Below are 17,845 nucleotides of genomic sequence, written 5' to 3'. Positions count from 1 at the left end.
GACCGCCGGCCCCCGCGTGCGGACGGTGACCGCCGGCCCCCTCGCACCGAAGGCGGGCGCGGGCCCAGGACCGACGGACGTCCCGCCCGCACCTTCGACCGCGGAGATGCCGGGGACCGAAGCGCGCGACCGCAGCGCGGCGGGCGCGATCGCGACACGTTCGACAAGCGCCGGGCGATGCCAGAGGACAAGGATCCCTTCGGGACCAAGTCGGTGCGACCACGCCACGACGATCCCGAGATTCCGGCCGACGTCGAGCCGCGCGACCTCGACAAGGTCGCTCGCGCAGAACTGAAGACGCTCAGCAAGGAGAACGCCGACGAGGTCGCGAAGCACCTCGTGATGGCCGCTCGCCTGATCGACGAGTATCCGGAGCTCGCCCACCGGCACGCGATGTCCGCGGGCCGCCGTGCCGGCCGCGTCGCCGTGGTGCGGGAGACGCTCGCGATCACCGCGTACGCGATCGGCGACTTCGCGCTGGCGCTGCGGGAGCTGCGCACCTATCGGCGGATCTCCGGCAAGAACGACGAGCTGCCGCTCATGGTGGACAGCGAGCGCGGTCTGGGCCGCCCGGAACGCGCTCTCGAGCTCGGCCGGTCCGTTCCCCGCTCGGAGCTCCCCGTGCCGGTGCAGGTGGAGCTCGCCATCGCGATGTCGGGTGCCCGTCTCGATCTGGGGCAACCGGACGCCGCCCTCGCGGAACTCGAGATCCCGCAGCTCGACCCGGAAACCGCGTACTCCTACAGCCCGGCGCTGTTCGACTCCTACGCCACCGTGCTCGAGGAGCTGGGACGCACTGACGAGGCTGCCCGCTGGGCCGAGCTCGCGGACCGCGCTGCGGAGGCCATCGACGAGTCGAACGGCGGTGACGATGAGCTCGTCGAGGTGATCGAAGAGGAGTACGACCTCGTGCACGCCCCCGCTGCGAGGCGCGAAGAGCCCACGGTCGAACCCGACGAGTCGGGACGCGGCACCGGAGCAGACGAAGAGGAGCCGGACGACGCCGATGAGACGTGATCCAGCGCCGATCGACGGCGTCGACGTGCTGCTCGCCGACCTCGACGGGGTGATCTATCGCGGCGCCGACGCGATCCCGCACGCGGTCGACAGCATCAACGCGGCCTCGGCGACCCGCCGTGTCGGCTACATCACGAACAACGCGTCGCGCACGGCTGCCAGTGTCGCGCAGCATCTCACCGAGCTTGGGCTCCGGGTGCTGCCGGACGACGTCGTTACGTCACCGCAAGCGGCCGTCCGCCTGCTCGCCGACACCGTTCCGGCCGGCTCGAAGATCCTGGTCGTCGGAGGTGAGGGCCTCACGTTCGAGGTCGAGCGCGCGGGCTTCACGGTCACGCGGTCCGCGGAGGATGAGCCCGCAGCGGTGATCCAGGGGTTCGCACCCGAGGTGGGGTGGACCCAGCTCGCGGAAGCGGCCTTCGCCCTGCAGGGCGGCGATGACGGCATCCCGTGGATCGCGACCAACACCGACTGGACGCTCCCGCTGGCGCGCGGCACCGCCCCGGGCAACGGCACGCTGGTCTCGGCCGTGCACACCGCGGTTGGACGGCTGCCCCTCGTGGCAGGCAAGCCCGAGGTGGCCATCTTCGAGGAGGCGCGCCTCCGGTTCAACGCGAACGCGCCGCTGGTGCTCGGCGACCGGCTGGACACCGACATCCTCGGCGCGAATCGGGCGGGGATGGATTCCGTGCTGGTGCTCACCGGCATCGACCGGGCCAAGCAGGTGCTCGCCGCCGACAAGAACTCACGGCCAACGTTCGTGCTCGAGGACCTGCGGGAACTCGACAAGCCGTATCCGCGCGCCGCGACGAAGCAGCGGGGGAGCGCTGTGCTGACCTCCGTGGGCAAAGCGGTCGTGTCGCGTGCCGGCAACGAGGTGCGGCTGGTGCGGTCCGGCACCCGCATCGACGTGCTCCGGGCGGGCGCTCACGCCATCTGGGAGTCCGGCCTGTCGATCCACGCACTCCGGGTCGATCCCGCCCTCTACAGCTGAGCGCGGCGAAAAGGGCGGGATCGGCGGAGACGGCCCGCCGCGGCGGGCCGTCTCCGCCGATCCGGCCCGCATTCAGGCATGCACGCGGACACTGCCGGGGCTGCCGCGGGGCGCGATGTACCCTGGCTCCATGAGCGCGGGCGAGGAATCCGACCGGCAGGGGAGCACAGACGGGCTGCTTGACCGGATCCGGCTGATCGAGGATCAGCCGCTCGACTCGCGTGCCGGCGCCTATGCGTCCCTGCATGACGAGTTGCGGCGCGTGCTCGAGGGCGGGGACCGCCCGGCGCCGTGACCGGCACCCGCCTCGACGCGGCCCTTGCGGAGCGCGGACTCGCCCGCAGCCGCACGCACGCCGCGCGGCTGATCGCCGATGGGCTGGTGACCGTCGACGGCCGCCCGGCCATGAAGCCGTCTCTGCGCGTGGAGGACGCCCAGCGGATCGAGGTCGCGGTGGACGACGGCCACGTCAGCCGCGCGGCGCTGAAGCTCATCGGGGCGCTCGACGCCTTTCCCGTGCCCGTCGCCGGCCGGCTGGCGCTCGACGTCGGCGCCTCGACCGGCGGCTTCACCCAGGTGCTGCTCGAGCGGGGCGCCTCGGCGGTGATCGCGCTCGACGTCGGGCATGGCCAGCTGCACCCCAGCCTCCGCTCCGACCCGCGAGTGCGGGTGGTGGAGGGCGCCAACGCGAGATACCTCACCGCGCCGTCGCTCGCGGAACTGAGCGGCACGGCGGAGATCCCGGACCTGATCGTGGCGGATCTGTCGTTCATCTCCCTGACTACGGTGCTGCCGGCCCTCGTCGACACCGTCGGCACGTCGGCCGACATGATCCTGCTGATCAAGCCGCAGTTCGAAGTCGGTCGGGGCGGCATTCGCGAGGGCGTCGTCCGGAACCCCGGACTTCGGCTCGACGCGGTCGAGCGGGTGCTCTGGGCCGCGTGGGACCTGGGGCTCGCGACCGCCGGACTCCTGCCCTCCCCGATCGCCGGGTCGTCCGGGAATCGCGAGTACCTGGTCTGGTTCAGCGAGGTGTCGGGCGGGAATCCGACAGAATGGAGAACGGAACTGTCTCAGCTCGACGCTCCAGAAGGGCAAGCGTGACCAGCGAACGGCACATCCTCGTCGTGACCCACACCGGTCGCCGGGAGTCCCTGCAGGCAGGCGTGCAGGTGTGCCGACAGCTCCTCGAGGCGGGCGTCGTCCCCGTGCTCGCCGACCAGGACCAGGCCGACATGGTCGGAATGGCCGGCGAGCTCAGCACACTGGCGGTCCTCGGTGAAGGCGTCGAACCGGGCGACCTCGAGATCGCCATCGTGCTCGGCGGCGACGGGACGATCCTGCGCGCGGCGGAGCTCACCCGCGGGTGCGCGGCACCGATCCTCGGCGTGAATCTCGGGCACGTCGGATTCCTCGCCGAGAGCGAGCTCGACAACCTCGAGGAGACCGTCGCCCGGGCGCTCGCCCGCGACTACCTCGTCGAAGAGCGGATGACGCTCTGGGTGCGGGTGAAGCAGGATGCCGAGGTCGTCTACGAGAGCTGGGCGCTCAATGAGGCGACGGTCGAGAAGGCGAGCCGCGAGCGGATGCTCGAGGTCGTCATCGAGGTCGATGGCCGTCCGCTGTCGAGCTTCGGCTGCGACGGGGTGGTGATGTCGACCCCCACCGGATCCACCGCGTACTCGTTCTCGGCCGGTGGTCCGGTCGTGTGGCCGAGCCTCGACGCCATGCTGCTGGTTCCCCTCAGCGCCCACGCGCTCTTCGCGCGGCCGCTCGTCGTCGGGCCGGAGTCCTCCTTCGCCGTCGAGATCCTCCAGCGCACCCCTGGTGCCGCGGTGCTGTGGTGCGACGGCCGGCGGACACGCGACCTGCCGCCCGGCGCACGCGTCGTCGTCCGGCGGTCGCCGGTTCCGGTGCGGCTCGCCCGGCTGCACCCTGGACCGTTCACCGACCGGCTGGTGCACAAGTTCGCACTTCCCGTCAACGGCTGGCGGGGCCCGGTCGACGACGAGGAGGCGCTCGGGTGATCGAAGAGATCTCGATTCGGGATCTCGGCGTCATCGGGGAGGCCCGCCTGCCGCTCGGTCCGGGCTTCACCGCCCTGACCGGCGAGACCGGTGCGGGCAAGACGATGATCGTCACCGCGCTCGGCCTGCTGCTCGGTGAGCGCGCCGACTCCTCCGCGGTCCGCTCCGGACGTCCACAGGCGAGCGTGGAGGGATCCTGGCGAGTGCCGGACACCGGCCCCGTCGCCGACCGCGTCGCCGAGGCCGGCGGCGAGGTCGAGCCGCTGCCCGACGGCACCGCCGTGCTCCTGCTCGGGCGCACCATCTCCTCCGAGGGGCGAGGTCGCGCGATCGTCGGCGGCCGCACCGCACCGGTCGGGGTTCTCGCCGAACTCGGTGAGCGGCTCGTCGCCGTGCACGGACAGTCCGACCAGGTGCGGCTGCGATCGTCCACCGCGCAGCGGGAGGCGCTGGACCGCTTCGGCGGCCCGGAGCTCGCCGGACTGGTCACCGAGTACGAGACCGTCTACCGGCGCTGGCAGTCGCGGCAGTCCGAGCTCGACACGCTCGTGGAGTCCCGCGAGCGGCGTCTGGCGGAGGCGGACAGCCTCCGGGCGGCTCTCGCCGAGATCGAGGCGGCGGACCCGCAGCGCGGCGAAGACACCGAGCTCGCCGAGCGCGCGGAACGGCTGAGCAACCTCGAGGACCTCCGGCTGGCCGCGGCGCAGGCGCAGGAGCTGCTCTCATCGCAGTCCCTCGACGACGTGCCCGACGTGACCGCACAGCTGGAATCCGCCCGGCGATCGCTTGACCGCGCCAGCGCCCATGACCCGGAGCTGGGCCCCATCGTTGAGGCGATCACCGCGGCGTCGTTCGCGGTGGCGGAGATCTCGTCGTCACTTGCGAGCTACCTCGGCGGGCTCGACACCGACGGTGCCCGGGAACTGGAGGGAGTGCAGGACCGCCGCGCCGAGCTCGGCACCCTGATCCGCAAGTACGGGCCGACCCTCGACGACGTGCTCGACTTCCTCGACCGCGGCAGCACGCGACTGCTGGAGCTCGACACCGACTCCGACCGCATCGAAGCGCTGACGGGAGAGGTGCAGCAGGACGCGAAGGCGGCCCACGAGCTCGCCGCCCGGCTCAGTGCCCTCCGGAGGACCGCCGCCGCAGAGCTGGGGAGGAGGGTGACCGCGGAGCTCGCAGCCCTCGCCATGCCGAACGCCCGCCTCACCGTGGAGGTGATGGAACGCAGCGAACTGTCGGCGTCCGGGAATGACAGCGTGAGCATCCTGCTGCAGCCGCACTCCGGAAGCGACCCGCGCCCGATCGGCCGCGGCGCCTCGGGCGGCGAGCTGTCCCGCGTGATGCTCGCCATCGAGGTGGTGCTGGCCGGCAGCGATCCGGTGCCGACGTTCATCTTCGACGAGGTGGATGCGGGAGTCGGCGGTGCCAGTGCCACCGAGATCGGGCGACGGCTGGCGCGGCTCGCCGAGACGGCGCAGGTGATCGTGGTCACCCACCTCGCCCAGGTGGCCGCGTTCGCCACCAACCATCTGCGGGTCGTGAAGGATGCGGAGGGCGCGGTGACGGAGTCGAGCGTGCAGCAGCTCACCGGCGAGGCACGCGTCGCCGAGATTGCACGCCTGCTCAGCGGCTTGCCCGACTCGGAGAGCGGCCTCGCGCACGCCCGCGAGCTCCTCGACGCGGCACGCTCCGCCGTGAAGGTCGGCCGGTAGGGACGCCCCGACCGGGTGTGTGATCCCGCGCGCCGTCCGGTCGCACAGCATCCGTGACGTAGGATGGAAGCCCGTGGTGGCTAATACGAACGCGAGCGGCTCGAGCCGCGATTCTGGCGGGCAATCCAGCGGGCAAGGTTCAGACGCGAACGCGTCCGGCCGCAGCACGAAGCACATCTTCGTGACCGGTGGCGTGGTGTCCTCACTCGGGAAGGGTCTGACGGCGGCGAGCCTCGGCAACCTCCTCACGGCGAGGGGCTTGAGGGTCGTGATGCAGAAGCTCGACCCGTACCTCAACGTCGACCCGGGCACCATGAACCCGTTTCAGCACGGCGAGGTGTTCGTCACCGACGACGGCGCCGAGACCGACCTCGACATCGGCCACTACGAGCGCTTCCTCGACATCAACCTGAACCAGGCCGCCAACGTCACCACCGGCCAGATCTACTCGCAGGTCATCGCCAAAGAGCGCCGCGGCGAGTACCTCGGCGACACCGTGCAGGTCATCCCGCACATCACTGACGAAATCAAGCGCCGGATGCGGCTGCAGGCTCACGACGACCCGGCGCCCGACGTGATCATCACCGAGGTCGGCGGCACCGTCGGTGACATCGAGAGCCAGCCGTTCCTCGAGGCCGCCCGCCAGGTGCGTCACGAGCTCGGCCGCGGCAACGTGTTCTTCGTGCACGTGTCTCTGGTGCCGTTCATGGGGGCCTCCGGAGAGCAGAAGACCAAGCCCACGCAGCACTCGGTGGCCGCGCTCCGCTCGATCGGCATCCAGCCGGACGCCCTGGTGCTCCGCAGCGACCGTCCGGTGTCCGAGTCGAACCGCCGCAAGATCGCGCTGATGTGCGACGTCGAAGAGCAGGCGGTCGTCAACGCCGTCGACGTGCCGAGCATCTACGACATCCCGAGCATGCTCCATTCGCAGGGCCTCGACGGCTACATCATCGACCAGCTCCGCCTCGACGCGGGCGATGTCGTCTGGAGCGGCTGGTCGGAGGTGCTGCAGGCGGTGCACGAGCCGAAGCATGACGTCACCATCGGCCTGGTCGGCAAGTACATCGACCTGCCCGACGCCTACCTCTCCGTCACGGAGGCGCTCCGCGCCGGCGGGTTCGCGCATTCGACCAAGGTGCACATCCGCTGGATCCCCTCAGACGACTGCAAGACGCCTGAAGGAGCGGCCCGGGCTCTGGGCGATGTCGACGCGATCTGCGTGCCCGGCGGCTTCGGCATCCGTGGGATCGAAGGCAAGCTCGGCGCGCTCGCATGGGCGCGCGAGAACCGGATGCCGGTCCTCGGGCTCTGCCTCGGGCTGCAGTGCATGGTGATCGAGTACGCCCGCAACCGTGCCGGACTCCCCGGTGCGTCGAGCACCGAGTTCGATCCCGAGACCGAGTTCCCCGTGATCGCCACCATGGCGGAGCAGGTCGCCATCCTCGCCGGCGGCGACCTCGGCGGCACCATGCGCCTCGGCAGCTACGAGGCGATCCTCCAACCCGGCTCGATCGTGTCCGAGGTGTACGGCGCGGAGTCCGCGACCGAGCGCCACCGGCACCGCTACGAGGTGAACAACGCCTACCGGCAGCAGATCGCCGACGCCGGGCTGGTGTTCTCCGGCACCTCGCCGGACGGCACCCTGGTCGAGTTCGTGGAGCTGCCGCGCGACGAGCACCCCTACTACGTCGGCACGCAGGCACACCCTGAGCTCCGATCGCGGCCCAACCGGGCGCACCCGCTGTTCCGGGGACTCATCGAGGCGGCGCTCCAGCGCCAGGAGGCGAGCCGGCTGTTCGAGGTCGCCGAGCGGGTCGATGCCTGAGTCGGTCGGCACCGAGGAGCTGACCGACGAGCCGTCGGCGGTGCCGGTGCGGTCGTCGGCGGTGCTCCACGACGGCAAGATCTGGGACGTCGTGCTCGAGGAGTTCGAGTACGGCGGCGCCGTGCTCGCCCGCGAGTTCGTCGACCACCCGGGAGCCGTCGCGGTGCTGGCGATGGACGATGAGGAGCGGGTGCTGCTGATCCGGCAGTACCGCCACCCCATCAGGATGCGCGACTGGGAACTGCCCGCCGGTCTGCTCGACCTGGAAGGCGAGGACCCGCTCGAGGCGGCGAAGCGCGAACTCGCCGAGGAGGCGGATCTCGAAGCCGACGACTGGAGCAATCTGGCCGAGTTCTACACCTCACCGGGCGGCAGCAACGAGCTGCTGCGCGTCTACCTCGCCCGGGGCCTCCGGTCCACGCCGGCGTTCGCCCGGTTCGCCGAGGAGGAGCACATCGAGCTGCGCTGGGTCGACCTCGGCGAGGCGGTCGATGCGGTGCTCGGCGGGAACCTGAAGAACTCCATCCTCACCATCGCGGTGCTCACCGCTCATGCCCGTCGAGGCTGACCAGAAGCCGCCCGCTCCGCCCGCGGAGCCGATCGACCGTGCGATCGACCGCTACCTGCGGCATCTCCAGATCGAACGCGGCCGATCCGCCAACACCCTCGCCGCGTATCGGCGTGACCTCGCCGCATACCGGGAGGTGCTGCGACAGCGGGGGAGGACGGCACCGGACCAGATCACCCGGGCGGACGTGACGGCCTTCCTCACCCACGTCGGCGGTCGATCCGAGGCGCCGCTCGCCGCGTCGTCCCTGGCGCGGATGCTGTCATCGGTGCGCGGTTTCTCGCGCTTCCTGGTCGACGAGGGTCTCGCCGCCGAGGACTCCGCCGCCGATGCGCCGCCACCGAAGCTGCCGTTCCGGCTCCCCAAGGCGATCAGCATCGAACAGATGGCGTCCGTGCTCGCGGCGACGGACGGTGAGGAGCCGCAGAACCTGCGCGACAAGGCGCTGCTCGAGCTGCTCTACGCGACCGGTGCGCGCATCTCCGAGGCGGTCGCCCTCAACGTCGACGACGTGATCTCCGACGAGGGGTCGAGCGGTGAGCTGATCCGGGTGCTCGGCAAGGGCGGCAAGCAGCGCATCGTGCCGCTCGGCAGCTACGCGCGCGCCGCGCTGGACGCCTACCTCGTGCGTGCCAGACCAGTGTTCTCGCCGCGCGGCGCCGCCACGCCGGCGTTGTTCCTCGGCGCCCGCGGCGCCCGGCTGTCCCGGCAGAACGCGTGGCTGATCATCCGGGCCGCCGCGGATCGGGCGAACCTCGGGCTCGACATCTCGCCGCACACCTTCCGGCACTCGTTCGCCACGCATCTGCTGACCGGCGGTGCGGATGTGCGCGTCGTGCAGGAGCTCCTTGGACACGCCTCCGTGTCCACGACGCAGCTCTACACGCTGGTCACGGCTGACGCCCTCCGAGACATGTACACGACCGCGCATCCGCGAGCTCGATGACCATCGGCGACACGCCGAGGCATCGTTTCCTGAGAAACTGCTGGAATCGGCGGCGCGCGGGCGTGGAACCGGGCCACACAGGGGCCGCGACGTAGACTCGGCCCCATGAAATCGCAGGTCGAACCCGAGGTGGAATCCTTCGTGGAGCCATTCATCGAGCTGCAGGGACTGGAGAGTCCGGTGCTCGGACCCACCGGTCGTGTGCGCCGTGAATTCCCCACTCCGCTGCCGCTCAAGAGTCACGGACCTGCGCGGATCATCACCCTCTGCAACCAGAAGGGTGGTGTCGGCAAGACGACGACCAGCATCAACCTGGGTGCCGCCCTCGCCGAGCTCGGACGCAAGGTGCTGGCCATCGACTTCGACCCGCAGGGTGCGCTCTCGGCTGGGCTGGGCGTGCAGACGCACGATGTGCCCACCATCTACGACCTGCTGATCGGTCGTGAGAAGGACATCCGCAACGCGATCGTGCACACCAACACGCCGAACCTCGACGTGGTCCCCGCGAACATCGACCTGTCGGCCGCGGAGGTGCACCTCGTCAACGAGGTGGCGCGCGAGCAGATCCTCGCCCGCGTGCTGCGGAGTGTGTCGGCGGACTACGACGTGATCCTGGTCGACTGCCAGCCGTCGCTCGGCATCCTCACCGTGAACGCGCTCACCGCGGCCCACGGCGTGCTGATCCCGCTCGAGTGCGAGTACTTCGCCCTGCGCGGCGTCGCCCTCCTCATCGAGACCATCGACAAGGTGCGCGACCGCCTGAATCCCGTGATCGAGCTCGACGGCATCGTGGCGACCATGTTCGACTCCCGCACCCTGCACTCCCGCGAGGTTCTCGAGCGCGTCGTCGAGGCGTTCGGCGACCGGGTGCTCGAGACGGTCATCGGGCGCACGGTGAAGTTCCCGGATGCGAGCGTCGCGGCAGCGCCCATCACGACCTTCGCTCCCGAGCACCCGGCGGCCCTCGCGTACCGGCAGCTCGCCCGAGAACTGATCTTCCGTGGCGCGGCCGCTTAGGCCCACCATCGAAGAAGAGCAGGACGCGGCGCCGGGCTTCCGGCTCGAGCTGGCCAACTTCAGCGGGCCGTTCGACCTGCTGCTGACGCTCATCGGACGCCGCGAGCTCGACATCACCGAGATCTCGCTGAGCGCGGTGACGGATGAGTTCCTGTCCTACCTGCGCGGGATGGAGACCGAGCAGGAGCTCGACCAGGCCAGCGAGTTCCTCGTGGTCGCGGCGACCCTGCTCGACCTCAAGGTGGCGGGGCTGCTGCCGCAGGGCGAGCTGGTCGACGCGGAAGACGTGGCACTGCTGGAGGCGCGCGACCTGCTGTTCGCCCGGCTGCTGCAGTACCGGGCGTTCAAGGAGGCGGCCGGCTGGTTCGCCGAGCGGATCGACGTGGAGAGCTTGCGCACCCCGCGCACCGTGCGGCTGGAGGAGAAGTACCGGGCGACGGTCCCGGAGCTCGTCTGGACCATCACGGCGGAGGACTTCGCCGCCATCGCGCTGCTGGCATTCACGCCGAAGGAGATCCCCACCGTCGGCCTCGACCACCTGCACGCACCGCTCGTCAGCATCAGGGAGCAGGCAGCCCATGTGGTGGCGATGCTGCGGCGCGGCGACCCGCTGACCTTCCGGCAGCTGGTCATGGGCGCCGCGCAGCGGGGCGTGGTGGTGGCGAGGTTCCTCGCCATCCTGGAGCTGTACCGCGCCGCAGCGGTCTCCTTCGAGCAGCTGGAGCCGCTCGGCGAGTTGACGATCCGCTGGAGCGCGGAACACTGGAGTGATGAGCACCTTGCCAACCTCGGAGCAGACTATGACGGCTGACGATGCCGGACCACCCGTCGACGCCCGGGACCTCGAGCGTGCCCTCGAGGCGGTGCTCATGGTGGTCGACGAGCCGCAGAGCGTCGTGACCCTCGCCGCCGCGCTGCACGCGCCGGTTCCCTCGGTGCGTGCAGCGATCGGGCGGCTGGTCGCCGACTTCGACGGCGTCGACGGTGGTGTTCGCCGCGGCTTCGAGCTTCGGGAGGTCGGCGGGGGCTGGCGGATCTACGTCCGCGAGGAGCACGATCCATTGGTCCGGGACTTCGTGCTGGAGCAGAACCCGACCCGGCTCTCGCCCGCGGCGCTCGAGACGCTCGCGGTCATCGCATACAAGCAGCCGATCACCCGGGGCGCGGTCGCCTCCATCCGCGCCGTCAACGTCGACTCCGTGGTGCGCACCCTTCTCGGCCGCGGGCTCATCGCCGAGGCGTTCACCGACCCGGAGACCGGGGCAATCCACTACGAGACCACGCCGTTGCTGCTCACCCAGCTCGGCATCAACTCCCTCGACGAGCTGCCGCCGATCTCGCCCATGCTGCCGGACGGCGTCGACGGCTTCGGCTCCGGGCCCGGCGAGTGATGACGCCTCCTGAGGAGCCGTTGCCCGCCGCCGAGGGCGAGCGGCTGCAGAAGGTGATGGCCGCCGCCGGTGTGGCATCGCGCCGGGTGTCGGAGCAGATGATCGTCGAGGGACGCGTGCGGGTGAACGGGAAGGTCGTCACCGAGCTCGGCCGCCGGGTTCGCCCTGACCGCGATCTGGTCGCCGTCGACGGGGTCGCTGTGCAGCTCGACCCCAGTCGGCGTTACGTCATGCTCAACAAGCCCGTCGGCGTGGTCAGCACGATGAAGGACGAGCGGGGACGACCGGACCTGCGGCGGTTCACCGAACGCTTCGAGGAGCGGCTGTTCAACGTCGGCCGACTGGACGCCGAGACGTCGGGGCTGCTGCTGCTCACCAACGATGGGGAGCTCGCGCACGTGCTCGCGCATCCGTCGTTCGGTGTGGAGAAGACCTACATCGCCAAGGTGACCGGAGAGGTGACGCCCGCGACCCTCCGCACGCTGCTGAAGGGTGTGGACCTCGACGACGGCCCGATCGCGGCGGACCGGGCCCGGCTGCTCGGCGCGCCGACGCGTGGCCGGTCGATGGTCGAGGTGACGTTGCACTCCGGACGGAACCGGATCGTCCGTCGCATGCTCGACGCAGTCGGGCACCCGGTGGAGGAGCTGGTGCGCCGGCAGTTCGGCCCTCTGCACCTCGGCACCCTCGCGTCCGGCTCCCTGCGGGACCTCACTAAGGTGGAACTCGGTTCGCTGCTGACGCTCGCCCGCCGCGAGGGGGAGCCGCAGCCTGGCGGGCAGGGTGTCGGCCGCAAGCCCGCAGGGGATCCGAAGGGCCGCAGGCCCGCGAGGGATATTGAGGACTGAATTCGTGAACGACGGCCGGCTCGGCACCCAGGTGCGCATCGTGGGCAGCGGGCTGCTGGGAACCAGCATCGGCCTCGGGCTTCGGGAGCACGACGTCGACGTCGTGATCGACGACGCATCACCGTCGTCCGCTCGGCTCGCTCTCGACTACGGTGCTGGCCGAGCGCCCGCGTCCGGCGATGCGCCCGGGCTCGTGGTGGTGTGCGTGCCGCCCGATGTGACCGCGGCCGTGGTGGCGGCGGAACTTGCCGCGCACCCGGATGCGGTCGTCTGCGACGTCGCGAGCGTAAAACGCGGTGTCCTCGACGAGCTCACCGCGCTCGGCGCCGATCTCCGCCGTTTCGTCGGCACCCACCCGATGGCGGGTCGGGAGCGCGGGGGAGCGATCTCCGGACGCGCCGACCTCTTCGTCGGACGCCCATGGGTGGTCGTCCGTGAATCCGCGGAGCCTGCGGCCGCCGGCCTCGTGGAGGATCTCATCCTCGATCTCGGTGCGGTGCCGGTGTTCCTCAGCGCCGACCAGCACGACCGCGCCGTGGCGCTCGTCTCGCACGCGCCGCAGCTCGTCGCGTCCCTGTTCGCCGCACGGCTCCGCGATGGCGAGGCGGCAGCGCTCGGGCTCGCCGGGCAGGGTTTGCGCGACGTGACTCGCATCGCCTCGAGCGATCCGGCGCTCTGGGTGCAGATCCTCACCGCCAACGCGGATGCGGTCGCCGGTGTGCTGCGCAGCATGCGCGACGATCTTGACGCCGTGCTCGCCGCGCTGGAAGATCCGGACGCGGGCGGCTCCCGGCGCGCGCTGGCCGACGCGCTCGGCAACGGCAACAGCGGCGTCGCCCGGATCCCCGGCAAGCACGGGCAGGACAACCGATTCAGCCAACTGGTGGTGCTCGTCGCCGACCGACCGGGTGAGCTTGCCCGGCTGCTCACCGATATCGGAGCCATCGGGGTCAACATGGAAGACCTGCGACTGGAGCATTCGCCGGGCGCGCAGATCGGCTTCGCCGAGATCAGCGTGCTGCCCGAGGCGGAGGAGCACTTGACCGAGCAGTTGGAGGCGCGGGGTTGGACGATCTCAGGGAGCACGACGTGACCGGAACCGTGGTGGCGGTCGACGGTCCCGCCGGAAGCGGCAAATCGAGCGTGAGCCGTGCCGCGGCGCGGCGTCTCGGCTTCGACTACCAGGACACCGGCGCCGCGTACCGCGCGTTCGCCTGGTTCTGCCTGCAGTCCGGCGTGGACGTGAAGAACCAGGCGGAGATCGCCGAGGCGGTTCCCGGGTTCAGTTACACGATCGGCACCGACCCGGACGGCTATTTCGTGCAGGTCGGCGGCACGGACGTCACCGATGACATCCGCACCCCGCCGGTGACATCGATCGTCAGCTCGATCGCGCGGGTGCCTGAGGTGCGCGAGCACCTGATCCGCCTGTTCCGCGGCATCATCGCCGAGAGCGGCCGACCCGGGATCATCACGGAGGGACGCGACATCACGACGGTGGTCGCACCGGATGCGGACGTGCGCATCCTGCTCACCGCACAGCCGGAAGTTCGCGCGGCGCGGCGCGCCGCCGAGGTGGACGGAGCAAACCACGTCGACATCGCGGCGCAGCTGAGCGCCCGCGACGCGAAAGATTCGAAGGTGGTGGACTTCCTCAACGCCGCTGAAGGCGTGACGACCCTCGACTCCACCGACCTCGACTTCGACCAGACGGTCGACGCGATGGTCGAGCTCGTCCGCGCCACCATAAAGATCGCTGGTTGAGCAGCCGCAAACCGCTCGGTGGTTGAGTAGCCGCGAAGCGGCGTATCGACCCCCCGATGACCGCAACCGCCGCTTCGGCTGGTTCCGATGCGCTCCCTCCGGGGCGCTCCTCGGCCACCGAGAGGCGACACCGCCCCCGCGTAGGCTAGAGCCGCTATGACTGACACCTTCCCGGACTACGACCCGGCACTCGCGGACCGCCTCGACGCCGTCGACCCAGACGAGGCAGCGCAGCGTGCCGCGGCCCTCCGTGCCGGGCTCGACGAATACGAGCTGGAAGACGAGGACCTCGCGCTCCTCGAGGGTGCCGCGGGCGCAGAGGACGGGATCACCTACCTTCCGGCTCTGCCGGTACTGGCGATCGTCGGCCGGCCGAACGTCGGCAAGTCGGCGCTTGTGAACCGCATCCTGGGTCGCCGTGAGGCCGTCGTCGAGGACGTTCCAGGCGTCACCCGCGACCGCGTCTCCTACAAGGCCGAGTGGCTCGGCCGCCGGTTCACCCTCGTCGACACGGGCGGCTGGGAGCCGGACGCCACCGGCATCAACGCCGCGGTCGCCGCCCAGGCCGAGGTCGCCGTCGACCTCGCCGACGCGGTGCTGTTCGTCGTCGACGTGAACGTCGGGGCAACCTCCACCGACGAGCACGTCGTGCGGATGCTGCGCTCGGCGAAGAAGCCGGTTCTGCTGGTCGCCAACAAGGCCGACGACCCGCGTAGCGACTTCGTCGCGTCGGAGCTGTGGAGCCTGGGCCTCGGCGAGCCGCACCCCGTCTCCGCTCTGCACGGCCGCGGCGTCGCGGATCTGCTGGACGAGGTCATGAAGGTGCTGCCCGAGGTGTCCGCCGTCGCGAAGGAGGAGGTCGGTGGGCCTCGCCGTGTCGCCATACTCGGACGTCCGAACGTCGGCAAGTCGAGCCTCCTGAACAAGGCGGCGGGGGAGGAGCGGGTGGTCGTGAACGACCTGGCCGGGACCACCCGCGATCCGGTGGACGAGCAGGTGGAGATCGCCGGCAAGGTGTGGCGCTTCGTCGACACGGCCGGCATCCGGCGCCGGGTGCACCTGCAGCAGGGCGCCGACTTCTATGCGTCGCTGCGCACCAGCGCGGCGCTCGAGAAGGCGGAGGTCGCCGTGGTGATGCTCGACGTCACCGAGCCGATCAGCGAGCAGGATGTCCGCATCATCGAGCTGGTGCTCGAGTCGGGCCGCGCGCTGGTGCTGGCCTTCAACAAGTGGGACATGCTCGACGACGACCGCCGCCGCTACCTGGAGCGGGAGATCGAGCAGGATCTCGCGCACGTGGCGTGGGCGCCGCGCATCAACATGTCCGCGAAGACGGGGCGTCACCTCGAGAAGCTGGTCCCGGCGCTGGAGAAGGCGCTCGAGTCGTGGGACACCCGCATCCCCACCGGCAAGTTCAACGCGCTGCTCGCGGAGCTCGTCGCCGAGCATCCGCACCCGGTGCGCGGCGGGCGGCAGCCCCGCATCCTCTTCGGCACTCAAGCCGCGACCCGCCCACCGACGTTCGTGCTGTTCACCACCGGCTTCCTCGACCCGGGGTACCGCCGCTTCATCACCCGCCGGCTGCGCGAGATCTACGGCTTCGATGGCTCGCCGATCGTGGTCAACATGCGGGTGCGGGAGCGTCGGCAGCGCAAGTGAGCGACGACACGCCCCCGCCCGGCTTCTTCCCGCCGCCGCATCTGCGCGATGCGGGGGACGCGTGGGTCGAGGGCCCGGACGGTGCCCGCTACTGGGGGCGCTTCGGAGCCGCCGGGCTGCTGCTCTGGCACCGCGACGCCGGCGTGCTGCTGCAGCACCGGGCGGTGTGGAGTCATTTCGGCAACACCTGGGGGCTCCCCGGCGGTGCCAGGCACGAGGACGAGAGCGCGCAGAAGGCAGCGGTTCGGGAGGCGGCGGAGGAGGCCGGCGTGCCTTCGGATGCGGTGCGGGTGATCGACGTGTTCGAGCTCGATCTCGGCTACTGGTCGTACACGACCGTCGTGGCCGAGGCGACCCGGTTCTTCGACCCGCTGATCGGTGACCCGGAGAGCCGGGAGCTTCGCTGGGTGCCGCTCGACGAGGTCGACGCGCTCCCGCTGCATCCGCGGTTCCAGGAGAGCTGGCCGCAGCTGCGCCCCCTGCTCAGGTAACCACTTCGGTCCCTGAGCCGGTCGAAGGGCGCGACCTCGGTCCCTGAGCCCGTCGAAGGGCCCGCAACGTCGAGCGTGCCCTACGTTCCCGGAATATAGAAGAACTCCGCCTGCCACGGTGATCGGGTCTTGATCGCCACCTGACGCACGGAGTCGCTGGGCGAGACCGTGTTGCCCTCGATGGTCTGCATCGAGCCATCGGAGTAGACCTTGGTCACGATGCCGGTGTGGGTGACGTTCCCGCTGCCGAAATCGATGAAGATGAGCGCCCCGACACGGGGCGTGTTGGTGACACCCCGGCGCTTCACCTCGGCCACGAGCTTCTCGAAGGTGTTCACCTGCGGGATCGCTTCACCGTTCTTCGTAGCCGCGCTGTTGTACGACTGGAAGACGCCGCACCAGGCGGTCTTCAGACCGTTCCACGCGGTGTACTTGTTCGTCTGCCAGGCGGGCTCGCGGTAGCCGACCTGGGACATCGCCGCGGCGACGATCTCGGCGCCGACGCCGGTCCCGTAGGCGATGTGCGTCTTTCGCGCCGTGACCGACTGGGCGTTGTAGTACACCGCGCCGCGGGCGAAGGGTTGGATGCACTTGTCGGTCGTCATGTAGCAGTCGGCGTCGCTGATCGGCCGCCCGAGCTTGCCCGTGGTGCCACCGGTGCTGAGGTACCCCTTCAGCACGGCGCCGGTCACCACGTACACCCGGCCGCCACCCTCGACGAGCGCTCCGTTCGCATACGACCGCCAGCGGATCGGCACGCCGTAGCTGGTGCCGGTCTTGGTGCTCGCGATCGGCTCCTTGAGCCACGGCTTCAGCTGCTCGTAGCGCTGCTCGAGCGTCTGGGTGCCGCTGATTCGCGTGAGTGCGATCGTCTTGGAGACCACGCCGGCGTCGCCGTTGTACGCCTTGGCGTAGGTGCGGAGCTGGAAGCCGCCAGGCTCCCGGATGTAAAGCCGGTAGTGGCCGGTCGCGGTCGTCTTCGTTGTGGCGATGCTCTTCCAGGTGGAGCCGGTGAGCCTCTGCACGTAGACCGTCTTCGATCCGAGCGGCTTCCCGCTGGACGACTTGAGGTAGCCGTAGGTGACCACCGACTGGCCCGGGTAGAACTCGGTGGTGTTCACCCCGACGGAGAGCTGCAGGCGCGTGGCCGCGGCAGCCGGCTGGGCGACCCCGAGGCTCGCAAGCAGCGCCGTCATCAGAATGAGCACCAGAACGTGGGCCCGGTGCGATGGTCGATTGAGAACGTGGCCGTACTCGTTCGCAGACATACCCGGCATCGCTTCAGCCCCCCGCTGATCATCGCGCCATTCCCGCGCGCTTGGCACGAGTCTAGGGTGCCCCGGGAGCACTGCCCGTCGCGCACCGCTAAGCTATTCGAGGTCCACGTTCCGGCGCGGACAAGTCACGGGCTGTGGCGCAGCTTGGTAGCGCACTTGACTGGGGGTCAAGGGGTCGCAGGTTCAAATCCTGTCAGCCCGACGAATGTCCTGTCTCAGGACATAGGAAACGCCCGAACCCTCAGTGGTTTGGGAGTTTCTTCGTTTTCTGGGGTTGGTAATCGCGGTTCGGGTCGAGTTCCA

The 17,845-nt window shown here is 70.2% G+C and carries 18 protein-coding genes and 1 tRNA gene; 18 read left to right on the top strand and 1 reads right to left on the bottom strand.

Going from position 1 to position 17,845, the window contains the following annotated elements:
* The 17 genes from ACFFGH_RS29995 to ACFFGH_RS29915 form a co-directional block, all read left to right on the top strand.
* On the top strand, positions 1-1,017 hold a 1,017-nt coding region (locus ACFFGH_RS29995; RefSeq protein ID WP_386675778.1), incomplete at its 5' end, for a tetratricopeptide repeat protein.
* Positions 1,007-2,011 (top strand): HAD-IIA family hydrolase, encoded by a 1,005-nt coding sequence (locus ACFFGH_RS29990; protein WP_386675776.1) that lies wholly within the window; start codon positions 1,007-1,009, stop codon positions 2,009-2,011. The genes ACFFGH_RS29995 and ACFFGH_RS29990, both read left to right, overlap by 11 nt.
* 130 nt (positions 2,012-2,141) lie before the next feature.
* A complete protein-coding gene (locus ACFFGH_RS29985) occupies positions 2,142-2,306 on the top strand; it encodes a hypothetical protein (protein WP_386675774.1) in 165 nt (54 codons plus the stop codon).
* A complete protein-coding gene (locus ACFFGH_RS29980; protein WP_386675772.1) occupies positions 2,303-3,115 on the top strand; it encodes a TlyA family RNA methyltransferase in 813 nt (270 codons plus the stop codon). The genes ACFFGH_RS29985 and ACFFGH_RS29980 overlap by 4 nt, the downstream gene beginning before the upstream one ends.
* Positions 3,112-4,038, top strand: coding sequence for an NAD kinase (locus ACFFGH_RS29975; protein WP_386675770.1), 927 nt, complete (start codon positions 3,112-3,114; stop codon positions 4,036-4,038). The genes ACFFGH_RS29980 and ACFFGH_RS29975 overlap by 4 nt, the downstream gene beginning before the upstream one ends.
* The gene (gene recN / locus ACFFGH_RS29970) at positions 4,035-5,756 is read left to right on the top strand and encodes a DNA repair protein RecN (RefSeq protein ID WP_386675768.1); all 1,722 of its coding nucleotides are present in this window, start codon (positions 4,035-4,037) and stop codon (positions 5,754-5,756) included. Before ACFFGH_RS29975 ends, recN begins: the two co-directional genes overlap by 4 nt.
* A gap of 175 nt (positions 5,757-5,931) precedes the next feature.
* A complete protein-coding gene (gene pyrG, locus ACFFGH_RS29965; protein ID WP_386676043.1) occupies positions 5,932-7,581 on the top strand; it encodes a CTP synthase in 1,650 nt (549 codons plus the stop codon).
* Positions 7,574-8,149 carry an NUDIX domain-containing protein gene (locus tag ACFFGH_RS29960; RefSeq protein WP_386675767.1) on the top strand — a complete coding sequence of 192 codons (576 nt, stop codon included), beginning with the start codon at positions 7,574-7,576 and terminating at the stop codon, positions 8,147-8,149. Before pyrG ends, ACFFGH_RS29960 begins: the two co-directional genes overlap by 8 nt.
* Positions 8,133-9,095, top strand: a complete 963-nt coding sequence (gene xerD / locus ACFFGH_RS29955; protein ID WP_386675765.1) for a site-specific tyrosine recombinase XerD — start codon at positions 8,133-8,135, stop codon at positions 9,093-9,095. The genes ACFFGH_RS29960 and xerD overlap by 17 nt, the downstream gene beginning before the upstream one ends.
* A gap of 105 nt (positions 9,096-9,200) precedes the next feature.
* Entirely contained in the window at positions 9,201-10,112 is a 912-nt protein-coding gene (locus ACFFGH_RS29950) for a ParA family protein (protein WP_386675763.1), read from the top strand.
* Positions 10,096-10,923 (top strand): segregation and condensation protein A, encoded by an 828-nt coding sequence (locus ACFFGH_RS29945; RefSeq protein ID WP_386675760.1) that lies wholly within the window; start codon positions 10,096-10,098, stop codon positions 10,921-10,923. The genes ACFFGH_RS29950 and ACFFGH_RS29945 overlap by 17 nt, the downstream gene beginning before the upstream one ends.
* Positions 10,913-11,503 carry an SMC-Scp complex subunit ScpB gene (gene scpB / locus ACFFGH_RS29940; RefSeq protein ID WP_386675758.1) on the top strand — a complete coding sequence of 197 codons (591 nt, stop codon included), beginning with the start codon at positions 10,913-10,915 and terminating at the stop codon, positions 11,501-11,503. The genes ACFFGH_RS29945 and scpB overlap by 11 nt, the downstream gene beginning before the upstream one ends.
* Positions 11,503-12,351, top strand: a complete 849-nt coding sequence (locus ACFFGH_RS29935; RefSeq protein WP_386675757.1) for a pseudouridine synthase — start codon at positions 11,503-11,505, stop codon at positions 12,349-12,351. The genes scpB and ACFFGH_RS29935 overlap by 1 nt, the downstream gene beginning before the upstream one ends.
* A gap of 4 nt (positions 12,352-12,355) precedes the next feature.
* Positions 12,356-13,444, top strand: coding sequence for a prephenate dehydrogenase (locus tag ACFFGH_RS29930; protein ID WP_386675755.1), 1,089 nt, complete (start codon positions 12,356-12,358; stop codon positions 13,442-13,444).
* Positions 13,441-14,115, top strand: a complete 675-nt coding sequence (cmk, locus tag ACFFGH_RS29925; protein WP_386675753.1) for a (d)CMP kinase — start codon at positions 13,441-13,443, stop codon at positions 14,113-14,115. The genes ACFFGH_RS29930 and cmk overlap by 4 nt, the downstream gene beginning before the upstream one ends.
* Positions 14,116-14,271: 156 nt before the next feature.
* Positions 14,272-15,774 carry a ribosome biogenesis GTPase Der gene (gene der / locus ACFFGH_RS29920; RefSeq protein WP_386675751.1) on the top strand — a complete coding sequence of 501 codons (1,503 nt, stop codon included), beginning with the start codon at positions 14,272-14,274 and terminating at the stop codon, positions 15,772-15,774.
* Positions 15,771-16,265: an NUDIX domain-containing protein gene (locus ACFFGH_RS29915; RefSeq protein WP_386675749.1), complete on the top strand. Its 495-nt coding sequence runs from the start codon at positions 15,771-15,773 to the stop codon at positions 16,263-16,265. Before der ends, ACFFGH_RS29915 begins: the two co-directional genes overlap by 4 nt.
* Before the next feature lie 80 nt (positions 16,266-16,345).
* Here ACFFGH_RS29915 and ACFFGH_RS29910 read toward each other — a convergent pair whose 3' ends face one another.
* Entirely contained in the window at positions 16,346-17,533 is a 1,188-nt protein-coding gene (locus ACFFGH_RS29910; protein WP_386675747.1) for a CHAP domain-containing protein, read from the bottom strand.
* Positions 17,534-17,670: 137 nt separating this feature from the next.
* Between ACFFGH_RS29910 and ACFFGH_RS29905 the strand changes: the two genes are divergently transcribed.
* Positions 17,671-17,744 (top strand) — tRNA-Pro (locus tag ACFFGH_RS29905).
* The last annotated feature ends 101 nt before the right edge of the window (positions 17,745-17,845 follow it).

This window comes from Lysobacter korlensis, assembly GCF_042434515.1.
Note: the sequence above shows the minus strand (reverse complement) of the source record. Positions and strands in the feature narration are given on the sequence as shown.

Excerpts from the sequence above, each read along its gene's own strand:
- scpB (WP_386675758.1), top strand. The coding sequence starts at position 10,913 with ATGACGGCTGACGATGCCGGACCACCCGTCGACGCCCGGGACCTCGAG.
- ACFFGH_RS29990 (WP_386675776.1), top strand. The coding sequence starts at position 1,007 with ATGAGACGTGATCCAGCGCCGATCGACGGCGTCGACGTGCTGCTCGCC.
- ACFFGH_RS29935 (WP_386675757.1), top strand. The coding sequence starts at position 11,503 with ATGACGCCTCCTGAGGAGCCGTTGCCCGCCGCCGAGGGCGAGCGGCTG.
- xerD (WP_386675765.1), top strand. The coding sequence starts at position 8,133 with ATGCCCGTCGAGGCTGACCAGAAGCCGCCCGCTCCGCCCGCGGAGCCG.
- ACFFGH_RS29960 (WP_386675767.1), top strand. The coding sequence starts at position 7,574 with ATGCCTGAGTCGGTCGGCACCGAGGAGCTGACCGACGAGCCGTCGGCG.
- ACFFGH_RS29950 (WP_386675763.1), top strand. The coding sequence starts at position 9,201 with ATGAAATCGCAGGTCGAACCCGAGGTGGAATCCTTCGTGGAGCCATTC.
- ACFFGH_RS29985 (WP_386675774.1), top strand. The coding sequence starts at position 2,142 with ATGAGCGCGGGCGAGGAATCCGACCGGCAGGGGAGCACAGACGGGCTG.
- ACFFGH_RS29910 (WP_386675747.1), bottom strand. The coding sequence starts at position 17,533 with ATGTCTGCGAACGAGTACGGCCACGTTCTCAATCGACCATCGCACCGG.
- der (WP_386675751.1), top strand. The coding sequence starts at position 14,272 with ATGACTGACACCTTCCCGGACTACGACCCGGCACTCGCGGACCGCCTC.